Annotated in this window: 9 protein-coding genes; 3 read left to right on the forward strand and 6 right to left on the reverse strand. The window is 73.4% G+C overall.

The window, feature by feature from the left end; all coding sequences use genetic code 11:
• Positions 1–12 precede the first annotated feature (12 nt).
• From ACSMTC_RS28225 to ACSMTC_RS28245, 5 genes are all read right to left on the reverse strand, one after another.
• On the reverse strand, positions 13–1,167 hold the full coding sequence (locus ACSMTC_RS28225) for a glycosyltransferase family 4 protein (RefSeq protein ID WP_436562523.1): 1,155 nt from the start codon (positions 1,165–1,167) through the stop codon (positions 13–15).
• A 9-nt stretch (positions 1,168–1,176) separates the two neighbouring features.
• On the reverse strand, positions 1,177–1,995 hold the full coding sequence (locus ACSMTC_RS28230; RefSeq protein ID WP_436562524.1) for an FkbM family methyltransferase: 819 nt from the start codon (positions 1,993–1,995) through the stop codon (positions 1,177–1,179).
• Between the two features lie 532 nt (positions 1,996–2,527).
• A complete protein-coding gene (gene hrpB, locus ACSMTC_RS28235; RefSeq protein WP_436562525.1) occupies positions 2,528–5,092 on the reverse strand; it encodes an ATP-dependent helicase HrpB in 2,565 nt (854 codons plus the stop codon).
• A gap of 247 nt (positions 5,093–5,339) precedes the next feature.
• Positions 5,340–7,700: an ArnT family glycosyltransferase gene (locus tag ACSMTC_RS28240; RefSeq protein WP_436562526.1), complete on the reverse strand. Its 2,361-nt coding sequence runs from the start codon at positions 7,698–7,700 to the stop codon at positions 5,340–5,342.
• A 131-nt stretch (positions 7,701–7,831) separates the two neighbouring features.
• Complete coding sequence (locus ACSMTC_RS28245; RefSeq protein WP_436564836.1) at positions 7,832–8,671, reverse strand: class I SAM-dependent methyltransferase; 840 nt, start codon at positions 8,669–8,671, stop codon at positions 7,832–7,834.
• A 528-nt stretch (positions 8,672–9,199) separates the two neighbouring features.
• Here ACSMTC_RS28245 and rpsA point away from each other — a divergent pair.
• Positions 9,200–10,687, forward strand: a complete 1,488-nt coding sequence (rpsA, locus tag ACSMTC_RS28250) for a 30S ribosomal protein S1 (protein ID WP_436562527.1) — start codon at positions 9,200–9,202, stop codon at positions 10,685–10,687.
• A 228-nt stretch (positions 10,688–10,915) separates the two neighbouring features.
• Entirely contained in the window at positions 10,916–13,162 is a 2,247-nt protein-coding gene (locus ACSMTC_RS28255; RefSeq protein WP_436562528.1) for an MMPL family transporter, read from the forward strand.
• A 44-nt stretch (positions 13,163–13,206) separates the two neighbouring features.
• Here the strand turns inward: ACSMTC_RS28255 and ACSMTC_RS28260 are convergent, their stop codons facing one another.
• The gene (locus ACSMTC_RS28260; RefSeq protein WP_436562529.1) at positions 13,207–13,641 is read right to left on the reverse strand and encodes a MarR family winged helix-turn-helix transcriptional regulator; all 435 of its coding nucleotides are present in this window, start codon (positions 13,639–13,641) and stop codon (positions 13,207–13,209) included.
• A gap of 70 nt (positions 13,642–13,711) precedes the next feature.
• Here ACSMTC_RS28260 and ACSMTC_RS28265 point away from each other — a divergent pair, with 70 nt between their 5' ends.
• On the forward strand, positions 13,712–14,353 hold the full coding sequence (locus ACSMTC_RS28265; RefSeq protein ID WP_436562530.1) for an MBL fold metallo-hydrolase: 642 nt from the start codon (positions 13,712–13,714) through the stop codon (positions 14,351–14,353).
• Positions 14,354–14,408: the final 55 nt, after the last annotated feature.

The following is a 14,408-nucleotide window of genomic DNA, read 5'->3' on the forward strand; positions in this document are numbered from 1 at the left end:
GGCGGCTCCCGCTCACGGCTCCCGGGGTACGGCGGCGAGGCTGTGTTCGGGCGAGAGCAACTCGATCAGGTGGCGGGCGGAGGCGTCCCAGGACCAGGTGTCCCGGACCCAGTCGCGGCCCGCGGCGCCCATCGCCGCACGCCCTGGGTCGAGCAGCAGGTCCGTGAGCGCCCCGGCGACGGCGGCCGGATCCGTCCCGTCCACCACCCGGCCGGTACGGCCGTCGAGCACGGTGTCGGGGGCGCCGCCGGAGTCGCCGACGACCACCGGCAGCCCGCTCGCGGCGGCCTCCAGGAAGACGATCCCCAGGCCCTCGGCCTCCAGGCCCGCCTTCCGGGTGCGGCACGGCATGGCGAAGACGTCGGCGGCGGCGTAGTAGGGCGGTGTCTCGGTGTGCGACCTGCCGCCGGCGAAGCGCACCGTCCCCGGTTCGGTGTGACGCTGCGCCAGTTTGCGCAGCCGTGTCTCGTCGGGCCCCTGGCCGACCACCAGCAGGACGGCGTTCGGCACGGACCGCCGCACCATCGGCAGCGCCCGGATCAGCATGTCCTGACCCTTGCGGGGCACCAGCCGCGCCACGCAGAGGATCACCATCGCACCGTGCAGCCCGAGTTCGGTGCGGAGGTCGAAGGCGGAGTCGGAGTCGGGCCGGTACACCTCGGCGTCGACGCCCGGCACCAGGCGGCTCAGCCGGGCGCGGGGTCCGAGGGCGGGCTCGATCCGGTCGCGGGTGTACCGGCCGAGGTAGGTGACGACGTCGACACCGTCACCGATCCGCCGCATCAGCCGCCGGGCGCCGGGCGTTCTGGCCCACCAGATCTCGTGGCCGTGCGTGGTCGCCACGGTGCGCCGGATGCCGCTGCGGTGCAGGGCCGGTGCCATCAGGGCGAGCGGTGCGGCGGCCCCGAACCAGACCCGGTCGCAGCCGTGGGCCCTGGCGATCTCGACCGCCCGCCGGGTCGCCCGTCCGGTCGGCAGCAGCATCCGGGCGGTGTCCCGGACGACGGGGAAAGGGAGCGTCGCGTCGAAGGCGGTGTCGCCCGGCTCGTGCGAGGTGTAGACGACGACCTCGTCGGCCGGCATCCGGGTCGCCATGGCGTGCACGAAGGTCTCGATCCCGCCCTGCCGGGGTGGGAAGTCGTTGGTGATGACGAGGGTGGAGCCCATGGCGGAGTGTCAGGCCCTTCGGGTCGTGGTAAGCGGTCGAGCGGTGAAGAGGTAGTTGCGGCAGTCCTCGGTGACCTTCGCAACCGGCTCCCAACTCCCGTGCTCGCGGCGGTACATGGCGTAGCCGAGGTCGGTGAGGCGGTGGACGAGGTCGCCGGAGTCCAGGCCGTACTTGGCGAGGTGGCGGTCCTCGATCTCCAGCAGGAGTGCGGGCCGGTGGCGCAGCAGGGTGTCGCCGGCGCCCGAGAGCACGGCGGCTTCCGCGCCTTCGACGTCGGCCTTGACGAAGTCGACCCGCCTCAGCCGGAGCCGCCGGCACAGGCCGTCCACGGTCTGCACCGGGGTGGGGACCGAAGTGGCGGCGGGGAACTCGGAGTTGGGGCCGGGGCCCGAGGTGCCCTCGGTCAGGTAGGCGCGTCCGTGGACGGGCAGCAGACGGCGCCGGGGCAGGCTCATCACGCCGTTCTGCGGCCGCTCGCCGAGCGCGGTGCGGTGCACGGTGACGTTGTCGCAGCCGAGCAGGGTCGCCGTGGCGGCCAGCCAGCGGGCCGGGCCGGGCAGCGGCTCGATGCTGTGCACCTGGCCGCCAGGCCCGGCGAGTGCGGACAGGCTCCAGGTGTAGAGCCCGTACTCGGCGCCGATGTCCAGGCACACGGCGCCCGGGCGCACCAGCGGACGCAGGCCCGCCACCTCCTCCTCGACGAACGGCCAGCGCTCGGCCGCCCAGCGCAGCCCGCGCGCCACGGAGGTGACCCGGACCCCGGGGTACCGGCGGTCGGCGGGGGTGTGACGGTCCTGCCGGTCGGCTGGTATCGAGTCGCGGTCCAACGGTGACCTTCCAGGTTCTCGTGCAGCGTGTGCGGGGCGGACGGGGGCGGGGCGCGGCCAGGCGCCGGGAGTCGACGCTAGGTGCCGGTGGCGGTGGGGCGCGTCAGCCCCCGCATTGACATCCGGTCAATCGCTGGGACGACCCGGCGGTCGCGTCATCCCAGCGATGTACGACCGTGGGATCGCGGGGCTTGACTGACGGAGCGTCAGTTATGCCGGAAGGCGGGGCCGTACGACGGGTCCCATGACCCGGGCACCTGCCGGAGGTGTCTGACCGCCGTGCCGGTTCCGTGGCTTCGATCACCTGGTCAACGGTGCCGTGGGCGGCCCGGCCGGCGCATCGGACCACCGGTGGCAATCACGGCAGCACCATCAGCCCCTGGGCTTAAGCCCACGGGCTGATGGTCTCCCCTAGGGGGTGCGTGGCGACCAACGTGCGGCTTGGCGGCGTCTCGTCGGGCGCCGCATCGCCGGGTTTCGGATCGCCGGGCGTCGGACTGTCGAGTGTCGGACCGCCGGACGTCGACCGCTGCTACCGGCCGCTCGGGTCCTCGGGCCACGCGTGGCGCGGGTAGCGGCCGCGCAGCTCGGCGCGGACCGCGCGGTAGCCTTCGCGCCAGAACGAGGCGAGGTCGCCGGTGACGGCGGCCGGACGGCCGGCGGGCGAGAGCAGGTGGACCGTCAGCGGCACCAGGCCGTCCACCAGCGCGGGCGCGGCCTGCCAGCCGAAGAACTCCTGCAACTTCGCTGCCAGCACCGGGCGTTCGCCCGAGTAGTCCACCTTGATCCGGGCGCCGCTCGGCACGGTGATCCGCTCGGGTACCAGCTCGTCCAGCCGCCCGGCCTCACCGGTGGCCCAGGGCAGCAGCCGCTGGAGTGCGGCGGCGGTGTCGATCCGCTCCAGGTCGGACCGGCGGCGGGCCCGGGACAGCTCGGGCTCCAGCCAGTCCCCGGCGGCGGCCAGCAGCGCCCGGTCGCTGACGTCCGGCCAGGGCCCGCCGAGTACCCGGTGCAGCAGGGCCAGCCGCTGCCGCAGCACCACCGCCCTGGGCGACCAGTCGAGCAGCGGGCCGACGCCCTCGCGGGCCAGCCCCTCCAGCAGGGCCTCCCGCAGCAGCCCGGGGTCCGGGGCCGTCAGCGGCAGAGCGGTGAGCTCGATCGCCCCCAGCTCCTCGACCCGGCGCGCGGCTACGTCCCCGCGCCGTCCACCCGGCGGAACCACCCAGCGCACCTCCGTGCGCTCCGTCAGCAGCGCGGCGCCGGCCAGCCGGGCGGTCTCCTCGTCCAGTGCCACTGCGCGCTGGATCCGCGCCGAGGGCGAACCCGCCGGGCGGTCCGCGACCGCCACCGCCAGCCAGCCCGCCCCGGCGAGCGCCGAACCGGACCCGGTCTCCGCCGCTGTCCCCGAGGCCATCAGGTAGGGGCCGTCCGCCGACCGGGCCCGGGCGATCCGCTCGGGATGGGCGAGCGCGACCACCAGCCCGGCGGCGACCGCGTCGGACGCATCGGACGCGTCGGCGCCACCGCGACCGGTCGAATGCCCGGCAGCCGAGGCGTCGGCACCGTCCGGAAGCCCGGCGGGTGAGGCGGCACCGCGCAGCCGGCGGACCTCCCGCTGCCAGCGGGAGGCGTACGGGTCACGGGCGCCGCGTACCGTGCGCCAGACGGCCAGCAGGTCGTCGCCCAGGGCGCGCGGGGGCTCCTCGGAGAGCAGGGCCACCAGCTCGGCCGCGCGGCGGGCGCCGACCAGGCCGGTGCCGTCCAGCAGGGCACGGCCTAGCCGGGGGTGCAGACCGGTGCGGGAGATCCGGATCCCGCGCTCGGTGGCCCGCCCGTTCTCGTCCACCGCACCGAGCGCGGTCAGCGTCTGCCGGGCCGCGGCCATCGCGCCGCCGGGCGGGGAGTCGGGCAGCGCGAGGCCGCGGGCGTCCGGATCGCCCCAGCAGGCGGCCTGGAGCGCGAACCCGGTCAGATCGGCGAGCGCGATCTCGGGGGTGGGGAAACGCGGTGCCCGGGCGTCCTCGACCTCCGCCCAGCAGCGGTACACCGCGCCCGGTGCCTCGCGTCCGGCCCGCCCCGCGCGCTGCCGTCCCGCCGCGAGTGAAGCCCGTACGGTGACCAGACCGGACAGCCCGCGCGCATGGTCGGTACGCGGCTCCCGGGCCAGGCCGCAGTCCACCACCACCCGGACCCCGGGGACGGTCAGCGAGGACTCGGCGACCGAGGTGGCCAGGATGACCCGGCGCCGCTCGCCGGCCGCCAGCGCCGCGTCCTGCACCGGCTGCGGCGCCTGTCCGTGCAGCTGCAGCACCTCGGCGTCGACCGTACCGGCGAGCATCCCCGCGACCCGGGCGATCTCGCCGACACCCGGCAGGAAGCAGAGCAGGTCGCCGGAGCGCTCGGTGAGCGCCCGGCGGACGGTCGCGGCGACATGGTCGAGCAGCGCCGGGTCGGTACGGGTCCCGTGCGGGGGGCGCACCGCGCGCGGCGGGGGCGCCCAGACCACCTCGACGGGGTACGAGACGCCGTGCGCCTCGACCACCGGGGCCGGGCCGTCCGCTCCGCCGAGCAGCTCTGCCCAGGCGGCGGTGTCCGAGGTCGCGGAAGCGCAGAGCAGCTGCAGCTCGGGCCGCAGCGCGGCCCGGACGTCCAGCAGGAAGGCGAGTGCGGTGTCCGCGTCCAGGTGCCGCTCATGGCACTCGTCCAGGACGACTGCGTCCACCCCGCTCAGCTCGGGGTCGCGCTGGAGACGTTGCAGCAGCACACCGGTGGTGACCACCTCGACCACGGTGTCCGGGCCGGTCTTCCGCTCACCCCGGACCGTGTACCCCACCCGGCGCCCCACGCTCTCGCCCAGCAGCCAGGCCATCCGGCGCGCCGCCGCCCGTACCGCCAGCCGGCGCGGCTCGGCCACCAGCACGCGCCGGCGCACGGGCGCGGCGGAGTCCTCGACCAGCCCGGCGAGCGCGAGCGGCACCAGGGTGGTCTTCCCGGTGCCGGGCGGCGCCGAGAGCACGGCGACGCCCCGTGCCTCCAGGGCCTGCCGCAGCGGGGCGACGGCGGTGCGGACGGGGAGTTCGAGCCAGGCGGGATTCACGTGCAGCAGTATGTGCGAAGTGCGGTGCGGGCCGTGAAACGGTCAGGGGCGCGGGGCTCCGCGTGATCGACCGTGTCCGCCGGTCCGGTGGCCGGTCGGGCTCAGGCGCCCGGCCGGGCACGGTGTCCCGCGCATACGGTCGATCAAGCAGAGGCCCCGCGCCCCTGAACGGTGCGCTCCGGCTACCCGGTACCCCCGTGGTGAGGCGCGGGGACGGCCGCCCGTCCCCGCGCCCCCGGGGCACCCGTCAGTGCGCGGGCCGGCAGGAGTAGAGCTCCTGCTGGGTCTGCTGGGCCGCGGCGCCGTACTCGGTGGGGGAGACCACGGTGCAGGTGGTGCGGACCCAGGACTCGTTCTGCGCCGTCGTCGGGTTGGCCGAACCGCCCATGCCACCCATGCCGCCCATGCCGCCCTTGCCCGTGAGCAGGACGTACTGCAGCTGGCCCGAGCGGACGAGCTGCTGGAACTGTGAGGTGGACGGCGACGGTGCCGAGCCGCTGAAGCCGCCCATGGGCAGTACTTCGGCACCGGTGGCGAGGATGAACGGCGAGGCGCTGCTCCAGTTGGTGGTGGCGAACAGGTAGCGGGCGCCGTTCCGATGGGCCTGGAGGTAGTCGAAGAGGGCCTGCTGCGGTGCGGTCAGGTGCTCCGAGGAGCCACCGAAGCCGCCACCGAAGCCGCCGCCCGCACCGCCGCCGAACCTCGCCTGCTCGGCCCGCATCAGCCCGGCGAGCTCCGGGGCGGTCGCCGAGCGGTGGTTGCCGCCGCCGTGCCCGCCGCCGGCGGGGCCGACCGTGCCCATGCCCGAGTTCCCGTACTTCGGGTCCAGCACCGAGGACGCCCAGGCGGCCGGGGCGACCAGCACGGCCGCGATACCCGTCAGCGCGCCGGCGAGCGCGAGCCGCCGCCCGACCGGACCGGCGGGCCGTCCGCCGCCGGCGCCCTTCCGGGCCACCCCCAGCAGGACCAGGGCCAGCACGCCCAGGGCGATCGCGGCCGGCGCCAGCCACGGCAGGAACGTCGGGTACATCCGGGCCAGGTAGGCGCACCACGCGACCGTACCGGCGATCGCCACCGGCAGGGCCCAGGCCCGTCGGCCGCCCGCACGGAACGCCCGCCACATCAGTACCAGCCCCGTGCCGCTCAGCGCCGCCAGCGGAGTCGCGATCACGCCCATGTAGTAGCTGTGGCCGCCGACACTGCCCGCGCTGAAGACCAGGAAGAAGACCGTCAGCCAGGTTCCCCACAGGACGAACCCGGCCCGCCGCGCGTCGGTGCGCGGCGCACGCCGCCGCCAGAGCAGGCCGCAGACCAGCGAGACCAGCGCCAGCGGGTAGAGCCAACCGGTCTGCGGGGCGAACTGCGAGTTGAACATCTTGGTCCAGCCGCCGTCGCTCATGCCGCCGCCGCCTCCGCCTCCCGCGCCGGCCCAGAGCGCCCCGGCTCCGGCTCCGGCTGCGGCCGTCCCGGGCGCACCGGTGGCTCCGGCGGACCCGCCGTTCTGGGCCCCCGCCCGCCGACCGCCATGGCCGCCGTGGCCACCCTGACCCGTCGCCCCGGCCTGACCCGCGGCGCCCGCGTTGCCGGTACCGCCCGCACCGGAGACCGCCTGACCGCCGCCGAGGCCACCGGCGCCGAAGCCGCCGCCGTCCCCGCCGCCATGGCCGACACCGTGGTTGCCACCGCCGCCACCGCCCCCGCCGCCGCGGACCGCCTGGACACTCCCGGTCTGCGAGGCAGACAGCCCCACCGACGAGAAGCGGTTCAGGAAGTTGTAACCGACCACCATGCTGAAGGCCGAGTTGTCGGTCGTGCCGTCGACGTACGGACGGTCCTTGGCCGGGGTCAGCGTGACGGCCAGCATCCAGGAGGCCGAGACGGCGACCGTGACCAGACCGGCCAGCGCCACATGGCCGAACCGCCGGCGCAGCGTGACCGGCGCCGAGACCAGGTAGACCGCGGCGAGCGCGGGCAGCACCGCCCACGCCTCCAGCATCTTGGTCTGGAACGCCAGCCCGACCCAGACCCCGGAGAGCAGCAGCGGCCGCAGCCGCCCCGACTGCGCGGCCCGCTGCGCCGCGTCGGCGGCCAGCAGGAGCAGCAGCGTGAACGCGGCGTCCTCGACCGCGGTACGGAACAGCCCGGCGGCCACCGGTGTCAGGGTGAAGGCCGCGGCCGCGAGCAGTCCGGCGTTGGCACCGGCCCACCGCCGCACCACCCGGTAGAGCACCAGTACGGCGAGCACGCCCTCGATCACCTGCGGCAGCGTGAGCGCCCAGGGGTGGAAGCCGAAGAGCCGTGCCGACAGCGCCTGCGGCCACAGGAAGCCGGGCAGCTTGTCGAGCGTGATGGTGTTGGCCGGGTCGAAGGAGCCGAAGAAGAACGCCTTCCAGCTCTCCGTCATGCTGCGCACGGCGTCGGCGTAGAAGGCGTGGTACTGGCTGTGGTTGATGTCCCACGCGTACAGCACGGCGGCGAGGGCCGCGATCCCCAGCAGTGCGGGCCGGGCGTACCCGGGCTGGCCGTCAGGGGACCGCCACGGGGCCCTGCGGCCGCCCGGCGGGGCGGCCGCGGTCCGGGGAGGCGCGGTGAGCAGATCGGTAGCCATACGGGGCACCATCTGCTGCGCTCATGAGAGTTCTCTTGGAGACTTCCCCAGGTTTGGTCATCTTTGTCCCCAGAGCGTCTCTGCAGGCCCAGGCGTCACTCCGGCCGGGCCGGAGCGACGCCCGGCCGGTCTCAGTCCCGCTCGGCGACGAAGATCGCCGTTCCCGGGATCAGCCGCCCGCGCAGCGGGCTCCAGCCGCCCCACTCCTGTTCGTGTCCGGCCGGCCACTCGGGTTCGACCAGGTCGAGCAGCCGGAAGCCGGCGGCGGTCAGTTCACGGACCCGGTCGCCCAGGGTGCGGTGGTGCTCGACGTAGGTGGCGCGGCCGTGCTCGTCCTGTTCGACGTAGGGCGTGCGGTCGAAGTACGAGGCGCTGGCGGTCAGCCCCTCCGCGCCGGGCTCGTCGGGGAAGGCCCAGCGGATCGGGTGGGTGACCGAGAAGACCCAGCGCGCGCCGGGCCGCAGCACCCGGTGCACCTCGCGCATCAGTGCGGCGGTGTCCGCGCTGAACGGCACCGCCCCGTACGCCGAGCAGGCCAGGCCGAACGCGCCGTCGGCGAACGGGAGGACGACCGCGTCCGCCTGCACCACGGTGACCGGCTCGCTGCCGGCCTCCAGGTCGATCCGGCGGGAGTGCTGGAGCTGCCGGTAGGAGATGTCCAGGGCGACGGGTACCGCGCCCTGCGCGGCGAGCCAGCGGGAGCACTGGGCCGCGCCCGCGCCGATCTCCAGCACCTTCGCGCCCCTGAGCGCCTCGGGGGAGCCGAGCAGATGGGCGTCGGCCTCGTCCAGCCCTTCGGGGCACCAGGTGAACCGGGCGTCGCCGAGGAACTCGCCGTGCTCGTCCTGGTACTCGTCCGCGTTGCGGTCCCACCAGCGGCGGCTGGCCCGGCTGCTCTCGACGGGCGCGGCCTCGCGGCGGACGGCCTCGCTGTCGTCGTCCTTGCAGGGCTGGTCCCCGAGGGCGGCCAGCGCCCTGAGATCGGTGGGGTCCGGAAAGTCGGGGGTGGTGGGCAAAGTGTGAAACCCGTCGCGTAGGCTGTGGCTGCGGAAGCGCTGCTGCCATGAACCGGCCCGGTCGAACGGGGCGGATCGGGCGGTGGCATCCGGGGACCGGAACCGGCCCCTCACCGCTGCGCTCCGGCGCTGGTGATCACCTCAGGATACCCCTCGAAGGTACTAGGGTGATCATGGGCGCAGGTTGCGCAGACGGAGGATATGGTCCGATCCGTCCCGGCCTCTGTCGTCTCGCCTTCCTTGGCGTTGACCGTGCCCGGCTGTCCCCGTATGCTACAAGTTGCGCTGCGGGCCTGCGCGCCTCGGACGGAGCAGGTCGCGCTCGCATCTGTCGAAGACCCCACGGTCGCAAGACGGACACCTTCTGGAGAAATTTCAGCAGGTGGGCCGTGCTCTTGGCTGTCCGGCTTTCGGTGGGAGCGATACGGGCCCTCCGCGTGGCATTACCTACGACTTCATGTCCGTACCGGAGCCCCTTTCCTAATGACGAGCCCCACCGACACCATCAGCACCACCCCGCAGGTCGCGGTCAACGACATCGGCGACGCGGAGGCGTTCCTTGCCGCGATCGACGAGACCATCAAGTACTTCAACGATGGCGACATCGTCGAGGGCGTCATCGTGAAGGTCGACCGTGACGAGGTGCTCCTCGACATCGGTTACAAGACCGAGGGCGTCATCCCTTCCCGTGAGCTCTCGATCAAGCACGACGTTGACCCGCACGAGGTCGTCTCCGTCGGTGACAACATCGAGGCCCTGGTTCTCCAGAAGGAGGACAAGGAGGGTCGTCTCATCCTGTCCAAGAAGCGCGCTCAGTACGAGCGTGCCTGGGGCACGATCGAGAAGATCAAGGAAGAGGACGGCATCGTCACCGGTACCGTCATCGAGGTCGTCAAGGGTGGTCTCATCCTCGACATCGGCCTCCGTGGCTTCCTCCCGGCCTCGCTGGTCGAGATGCGCCGTGTCCGCGACCTCCAGCCCTACGTGGGCAAGGAGCTCGAGGCCAAGATCATCGAGCTGGACAAGAACCGCAACAACGTGGTCCTGTCCCGCCGTGCCTGGCTGGAGCAGACCCAGAGCGAGGTCCGCCAGACCTTCCTCACCACCCTGCAGAAGGGCCAGGTGCGCTCCGGCGTCGTCTCCTCGATCGTCAACTTCGGTGCCTTCGTGGACCTGGGTGGCGTCGACGGTCTGGTTCACGTCTCCGAGCTGTCCTGGAAGCACATCGACCACCCGTCCGAGGTTGTCGAGGTCGGCCAGGAGGTCACCGTCGAGGTCCTCGACGTCGACATGGACCGCGAGCGTGTCTCCCTGTCGCTGAAGGCGACCCAGGAGGACCCGTGGCAGCAGTTCGCCCGTACCCACCAGATCGGCCAGGTCGTTCCGGGTAAGGTCACCAAGCTGGTTCCGTTCGGTGCGTTCGTCCGCGTCGACGAGGGCATCGAGGGTCTGGTCCACATCTCCGAGCTGGCCGAGCGCCACGTCGAGATCCCGGAGCAGGTCGTCCAGGTCGGCGACGAGATCTTCGTCAAGGTCATCGACATCGACCTCGAGCGTCGTCGCATCAGCCTCTCGCTGAAGCAGGCCAACGAGGCCTTCGGCCCGAACCCGGCCGAGGTCGAGTTCGACCCGACCCTGTACGGCATGGCTGCCTCGTACGACGACCAGGGCAACTACATCTACCCGGAGGGCTTCGACCCCGAGGCGAACGACTGGCTGCCCGGCTACGAGAAGCAGCGTGAGGAGTGGGAGCGCCAGTACGCCGAGGCGCAGGCCCGCTTCGAGCAGCACCAGGCCCAGGTCATCAAGAGCCGTGAGGCGGACGCCGAGGCTGCTGCGGAGGCCGGCGAGGCCGTCGCCGCCGCCGCCGGTGGCTCGTACTCCTCCTCCAGCGACGAGGGCTCCGGCGCGCTGGCCTCGGACGAGGCGCTCGCCGCTCTGCGCGAGAAGCTGGCCGGCGGCCAGAGCTGAGCTCACGCTCGGCGCTGACCGGCGCTGGTAACTGACAGAACCCCCACCCGGGGCTCCCGGGTGGGGGTTCTGTCGTCTTCCGGTGCCTTCGCCCGAGGGGCCGCCGGGTGCGGTGCCGCCGTGCGAAGAGTGCCCGTCTCCGGTGTGAGATGTAGCTCATCATCCGCCTATAGGAGGTTTGGGCCGGTCCGCTTATTTTTGGGTGAACTGCCCGAAAGGCTCTCGCACATGCGCCACCCGCTCGCTGTAGCTGACGAACCTGCCGCTGCCGCCTCCGTCCAGGTCGACGGGCGGCTCGCGGCCCTCGGCCGGTTCTGCCACCGGCGGCGGGGCTGGGTGCTCGGCTTCTGGGTGCTGGTGCTCGCCCTCGGTGTGCTGATCGGCGGACGGGTCTTCGAGGGTTCGGTGGCCGGTACCGGGGCGGGCGGTTCGGAGTCCGCCAGGGGCGACGCGCTGGTCGCCGCCATCGACTCCGCCAAGGGCACCGTCACCGCCGTGGTGGACGGCGCACCCGTGACCGACCCGGCCGTACGGGACGCGGTGACCGCCGCCACCGACCGGATCGGCAGGCTGCCCGGGGTAGCCTCGGTCGCCGACACCTACCGCGCGGGCCCGGCGCTCACCGCCACCGACGGCCGGGCGAGCCTGGTCTCGGTGCGGATGGCGGACGGCTCGACCGACGCCCAGCTCGCGGCGGTGACCAAGCAGCTGCAGTCGATCAAGGCGGGCGGCGCGCACACCACGGTGGGCGGGGATCTGCTGCTGCAGCGGGAGGTCAAGGACCAGACCGCCAGCGACACCCGTTTCGGTGAACTGGTCACGCTGCCGCTGACGCTGATCGTGATGGTCCTGGTCTTCGGCGGGCTGGCCGCGGCCGGGCTGCCGGTGATCGGTGCGGTCGCCTCGGTGGGCGGGGCGCTGCTGGCCATGTTCGGGTTCAGCAAGATGATGGACATCGACACCAGCGTGCTGCCGATCGCCACCGTACTGGGCCTGGGGCTGTCGATCGACTACGCGCTGCTGATGGTCAACCGCTTCCGCGAGGAGCGCGGCTGCGGGGCCACGATCCCGTGCGCCGTCGAGCGCACCGCCGCCACCGCGGGCCGGACCGTCGCCTTCTCCGGGCTGACCGTGGCCGTCGCGCTGGCCGGGCTGTTCGTCTTCACCAGCCCGGTCTTCCGTGCCGTCGCGGCGGCCGGGGTCAGTGTGGTGGTCATCGCCGTCGCCGCGGCACTGACCCTGGTCCCCGCGCTGCTCGGCTTCGTCGGCCACCGGGTCAAGGCGCCCGTCGCGCCGGCCCTGGACGATGGCTTCTTCGCCCGTACGGCACGCCGGGTGCAGCGGCGGCCGGTGCCCGTGGTGCTCGGCTGCATCGCGCTGCTGCTGGCGGCCGGCGCCCCCTTCCTGGGCTCGCAGTGGCGCAGCTCGGGAGCGGCCGTGCTGCCCACCTCCTCCGCCGGACGCCAGGTCACCGAGGTCATCGGGCAGCGCTTCCCGCAGCAGGCGCCCGCCCCGGTCACGGTGGTGGTCGAGGCGGACCGGAACACCGCGCAGGCGTACGCCGAGGACGTGGCGGCCAAACTGCCCGGGGTCAGCGGGATCCGGGCCGTCGTCCCGGTCACCGACCGGGTGAGCACGGTCGAGGTGCTGGTGCACGGGGACCCGCAGGGCGCCGAGGCGAAGCGCGTGGTGGGTGAACTGCGGGCCGACCGGGGCGGGCTCACCACCTATGTCACCGGGGACGCCGCCTCGGTGGTCGACTTCCAGCACGAGATCGCCACCCGGGGTCCCTGGGCGCTCGGGCTGGTCGCGGCAGGAACGCTGGTACTGCTCTTCCTGATGACCGGCTCGGTGGTGATGCCGGTCAAGGCGCTGCTGATGAACGTGCTCTCACTGGGCGCCTCGCTCGGTGCGCTCACCCTGGTCTTCCAGCACGGCTACTTCAGCGGGCTGCTCGGCTTCAGCCCGACCGGTGGTCTGGAGACCTTCATCCCGGTCCTGGTGTTCGCCTTCGCCTTCGGGCTCTCGATGGACTACGAGGTCTTCCTGCTCGCCCGGATCAAGGAACTCCGGGACCAGGGCCACGGCTGTTCCCGCTCGGTGGAGCTCGGACTGCAGCGGAGCGGCCGGATCATCACCTCGGCGGCGCTGCTGATGGTGATCGTCTTCGCCGGGTTCGCGGCCGGGCGGATGCTCATGGTCAAGGAGATGGGCATCGCGCTGGCGGTGGCCGTCGCGGTCGACGCGACTCTGGTCCGGTGCCTGCTGGTACCGGCCGCGATGACGCTCTTCGGCGAGTTGAACTGGTGGGCGCCGGGCCCGCTGCGGCGGCTGCACCGGAGGATCGGGCTCAAGGAGCACGTGGTGCTGCCGCCGATCCCGGGTGCCTCGGTACCGGCTCCGGCGGCGCGGGCCGGACGGGACGTGGAACGGCACCCGCTGCGGGAGGCCGAGCGCGCCGGGGTCGGCGGCTGAGCCGGTGAGCCCGGGGCGGCCCGGGCTACGCGCGCCGGCGCGGCTCAGGCCAGCCGCTGGAGCAGGGTGACGCTGTCGCGGAGGCGGCGCTGCTCGTCCGGGGTGAGCCGTTCGCTGATGGCCGCGGCGATCCTGCCCTCGCGGCGGGTCCGCTGGGCGTACAGCGCGGCGGTGCCGGCCTCGGTGGCGGCGATCAGCACCTTGCGGCCGTCGGTGGCGTGCCGCTGCTGTTCGACCAGCCCCGCCTCGGTGAGCAGTGCGACCGTACGGGCCATCGACTGGTGCCGGACCCGCTGCAGTTCGGCCAGCTGGCTGGTGGTGCGCGGCCCCTCGCGGACCAGCCAGCCGAGCACGGCGGCCTGGTTCTGCGGCAGCTCGTCGTCCACCCGGAGCCGGCGGACCAGTGTCCCTATGGCCAGCCGCAGCTCGGCGGCGATCTCGATCGGGTCGACGGGGTCTGCGTGCTCCTGTGGCTCCATGGGATCAGCTTATCCGGGTGCCGGATTTATATACAGCGAAACTGCACAGCTCTGCTGTATAGTTTCGGGTATGCGACTTACCAAGTTCGGACATGCCTGCGTTCGCATCGAGCATGCGGACGCCACCGTCGTCATCGACCCCGGAATGTTCACCGCGCCGGAGGCCATCGAGGGCGCGGACGCGGTACTGATCACCCACGAGCACTACGACCACTTCGTCGAGGACCGGCTGCGGGCCGCCGCCGAGGCCGACCCCGGGCTGCGGATCTGGACCAACCGCGCGGTGGCCGACCAGCTCTCCGGGCTCGGCACCCGGGTCACGGTGGTGGGTGCGGGCGACGCCTTCGACATCAACGGGCTCGGGGTGAGCGTGCACGGCGAGTGGCACGCCGTGATCCACCCCGACATCCCGCTGGTGCGCAACATCGGCTTCCTGCTGGACGGCCGGGTCTTCCACCCGGGCGACGCCCTCACCGTGCCGGAGCAGCCCGTGGAGACGCTGCTGCTGCCGATCGCGGCGCCGTGGTCCAAGGTCTCGGAGCTGGTCGACTACGTGCGTGAGGTCAAGCCGCAGCGGGCGCTGTCGGTGCACGAGGCCGTGCTCAGCGAGACGGGCCAGGCGATCTACGGCCGCCTGCTGGGCGAGGGCGGTCCGGGCACCGGTGCCGGGCTCCACCAGCCGGCGGTGGGCGAGCGGATCGACCTCGGCTGAGCCGTGCCCGCTCCGGGTGGGAGCCGTCGCGCTCCCACCCGTCCGACGTCGGACC

Origin of the sequence: Kitasatospora sp. HPM-01-4 (assembly GCF_051374625.1) — a bacterium.
In the GTDB taxonomy this organism is placed as follows: Bacteria; Actinomycetota; Actinomycetes; order Streptomycetales; family Streptomycetaceae; genus Kitasatospora.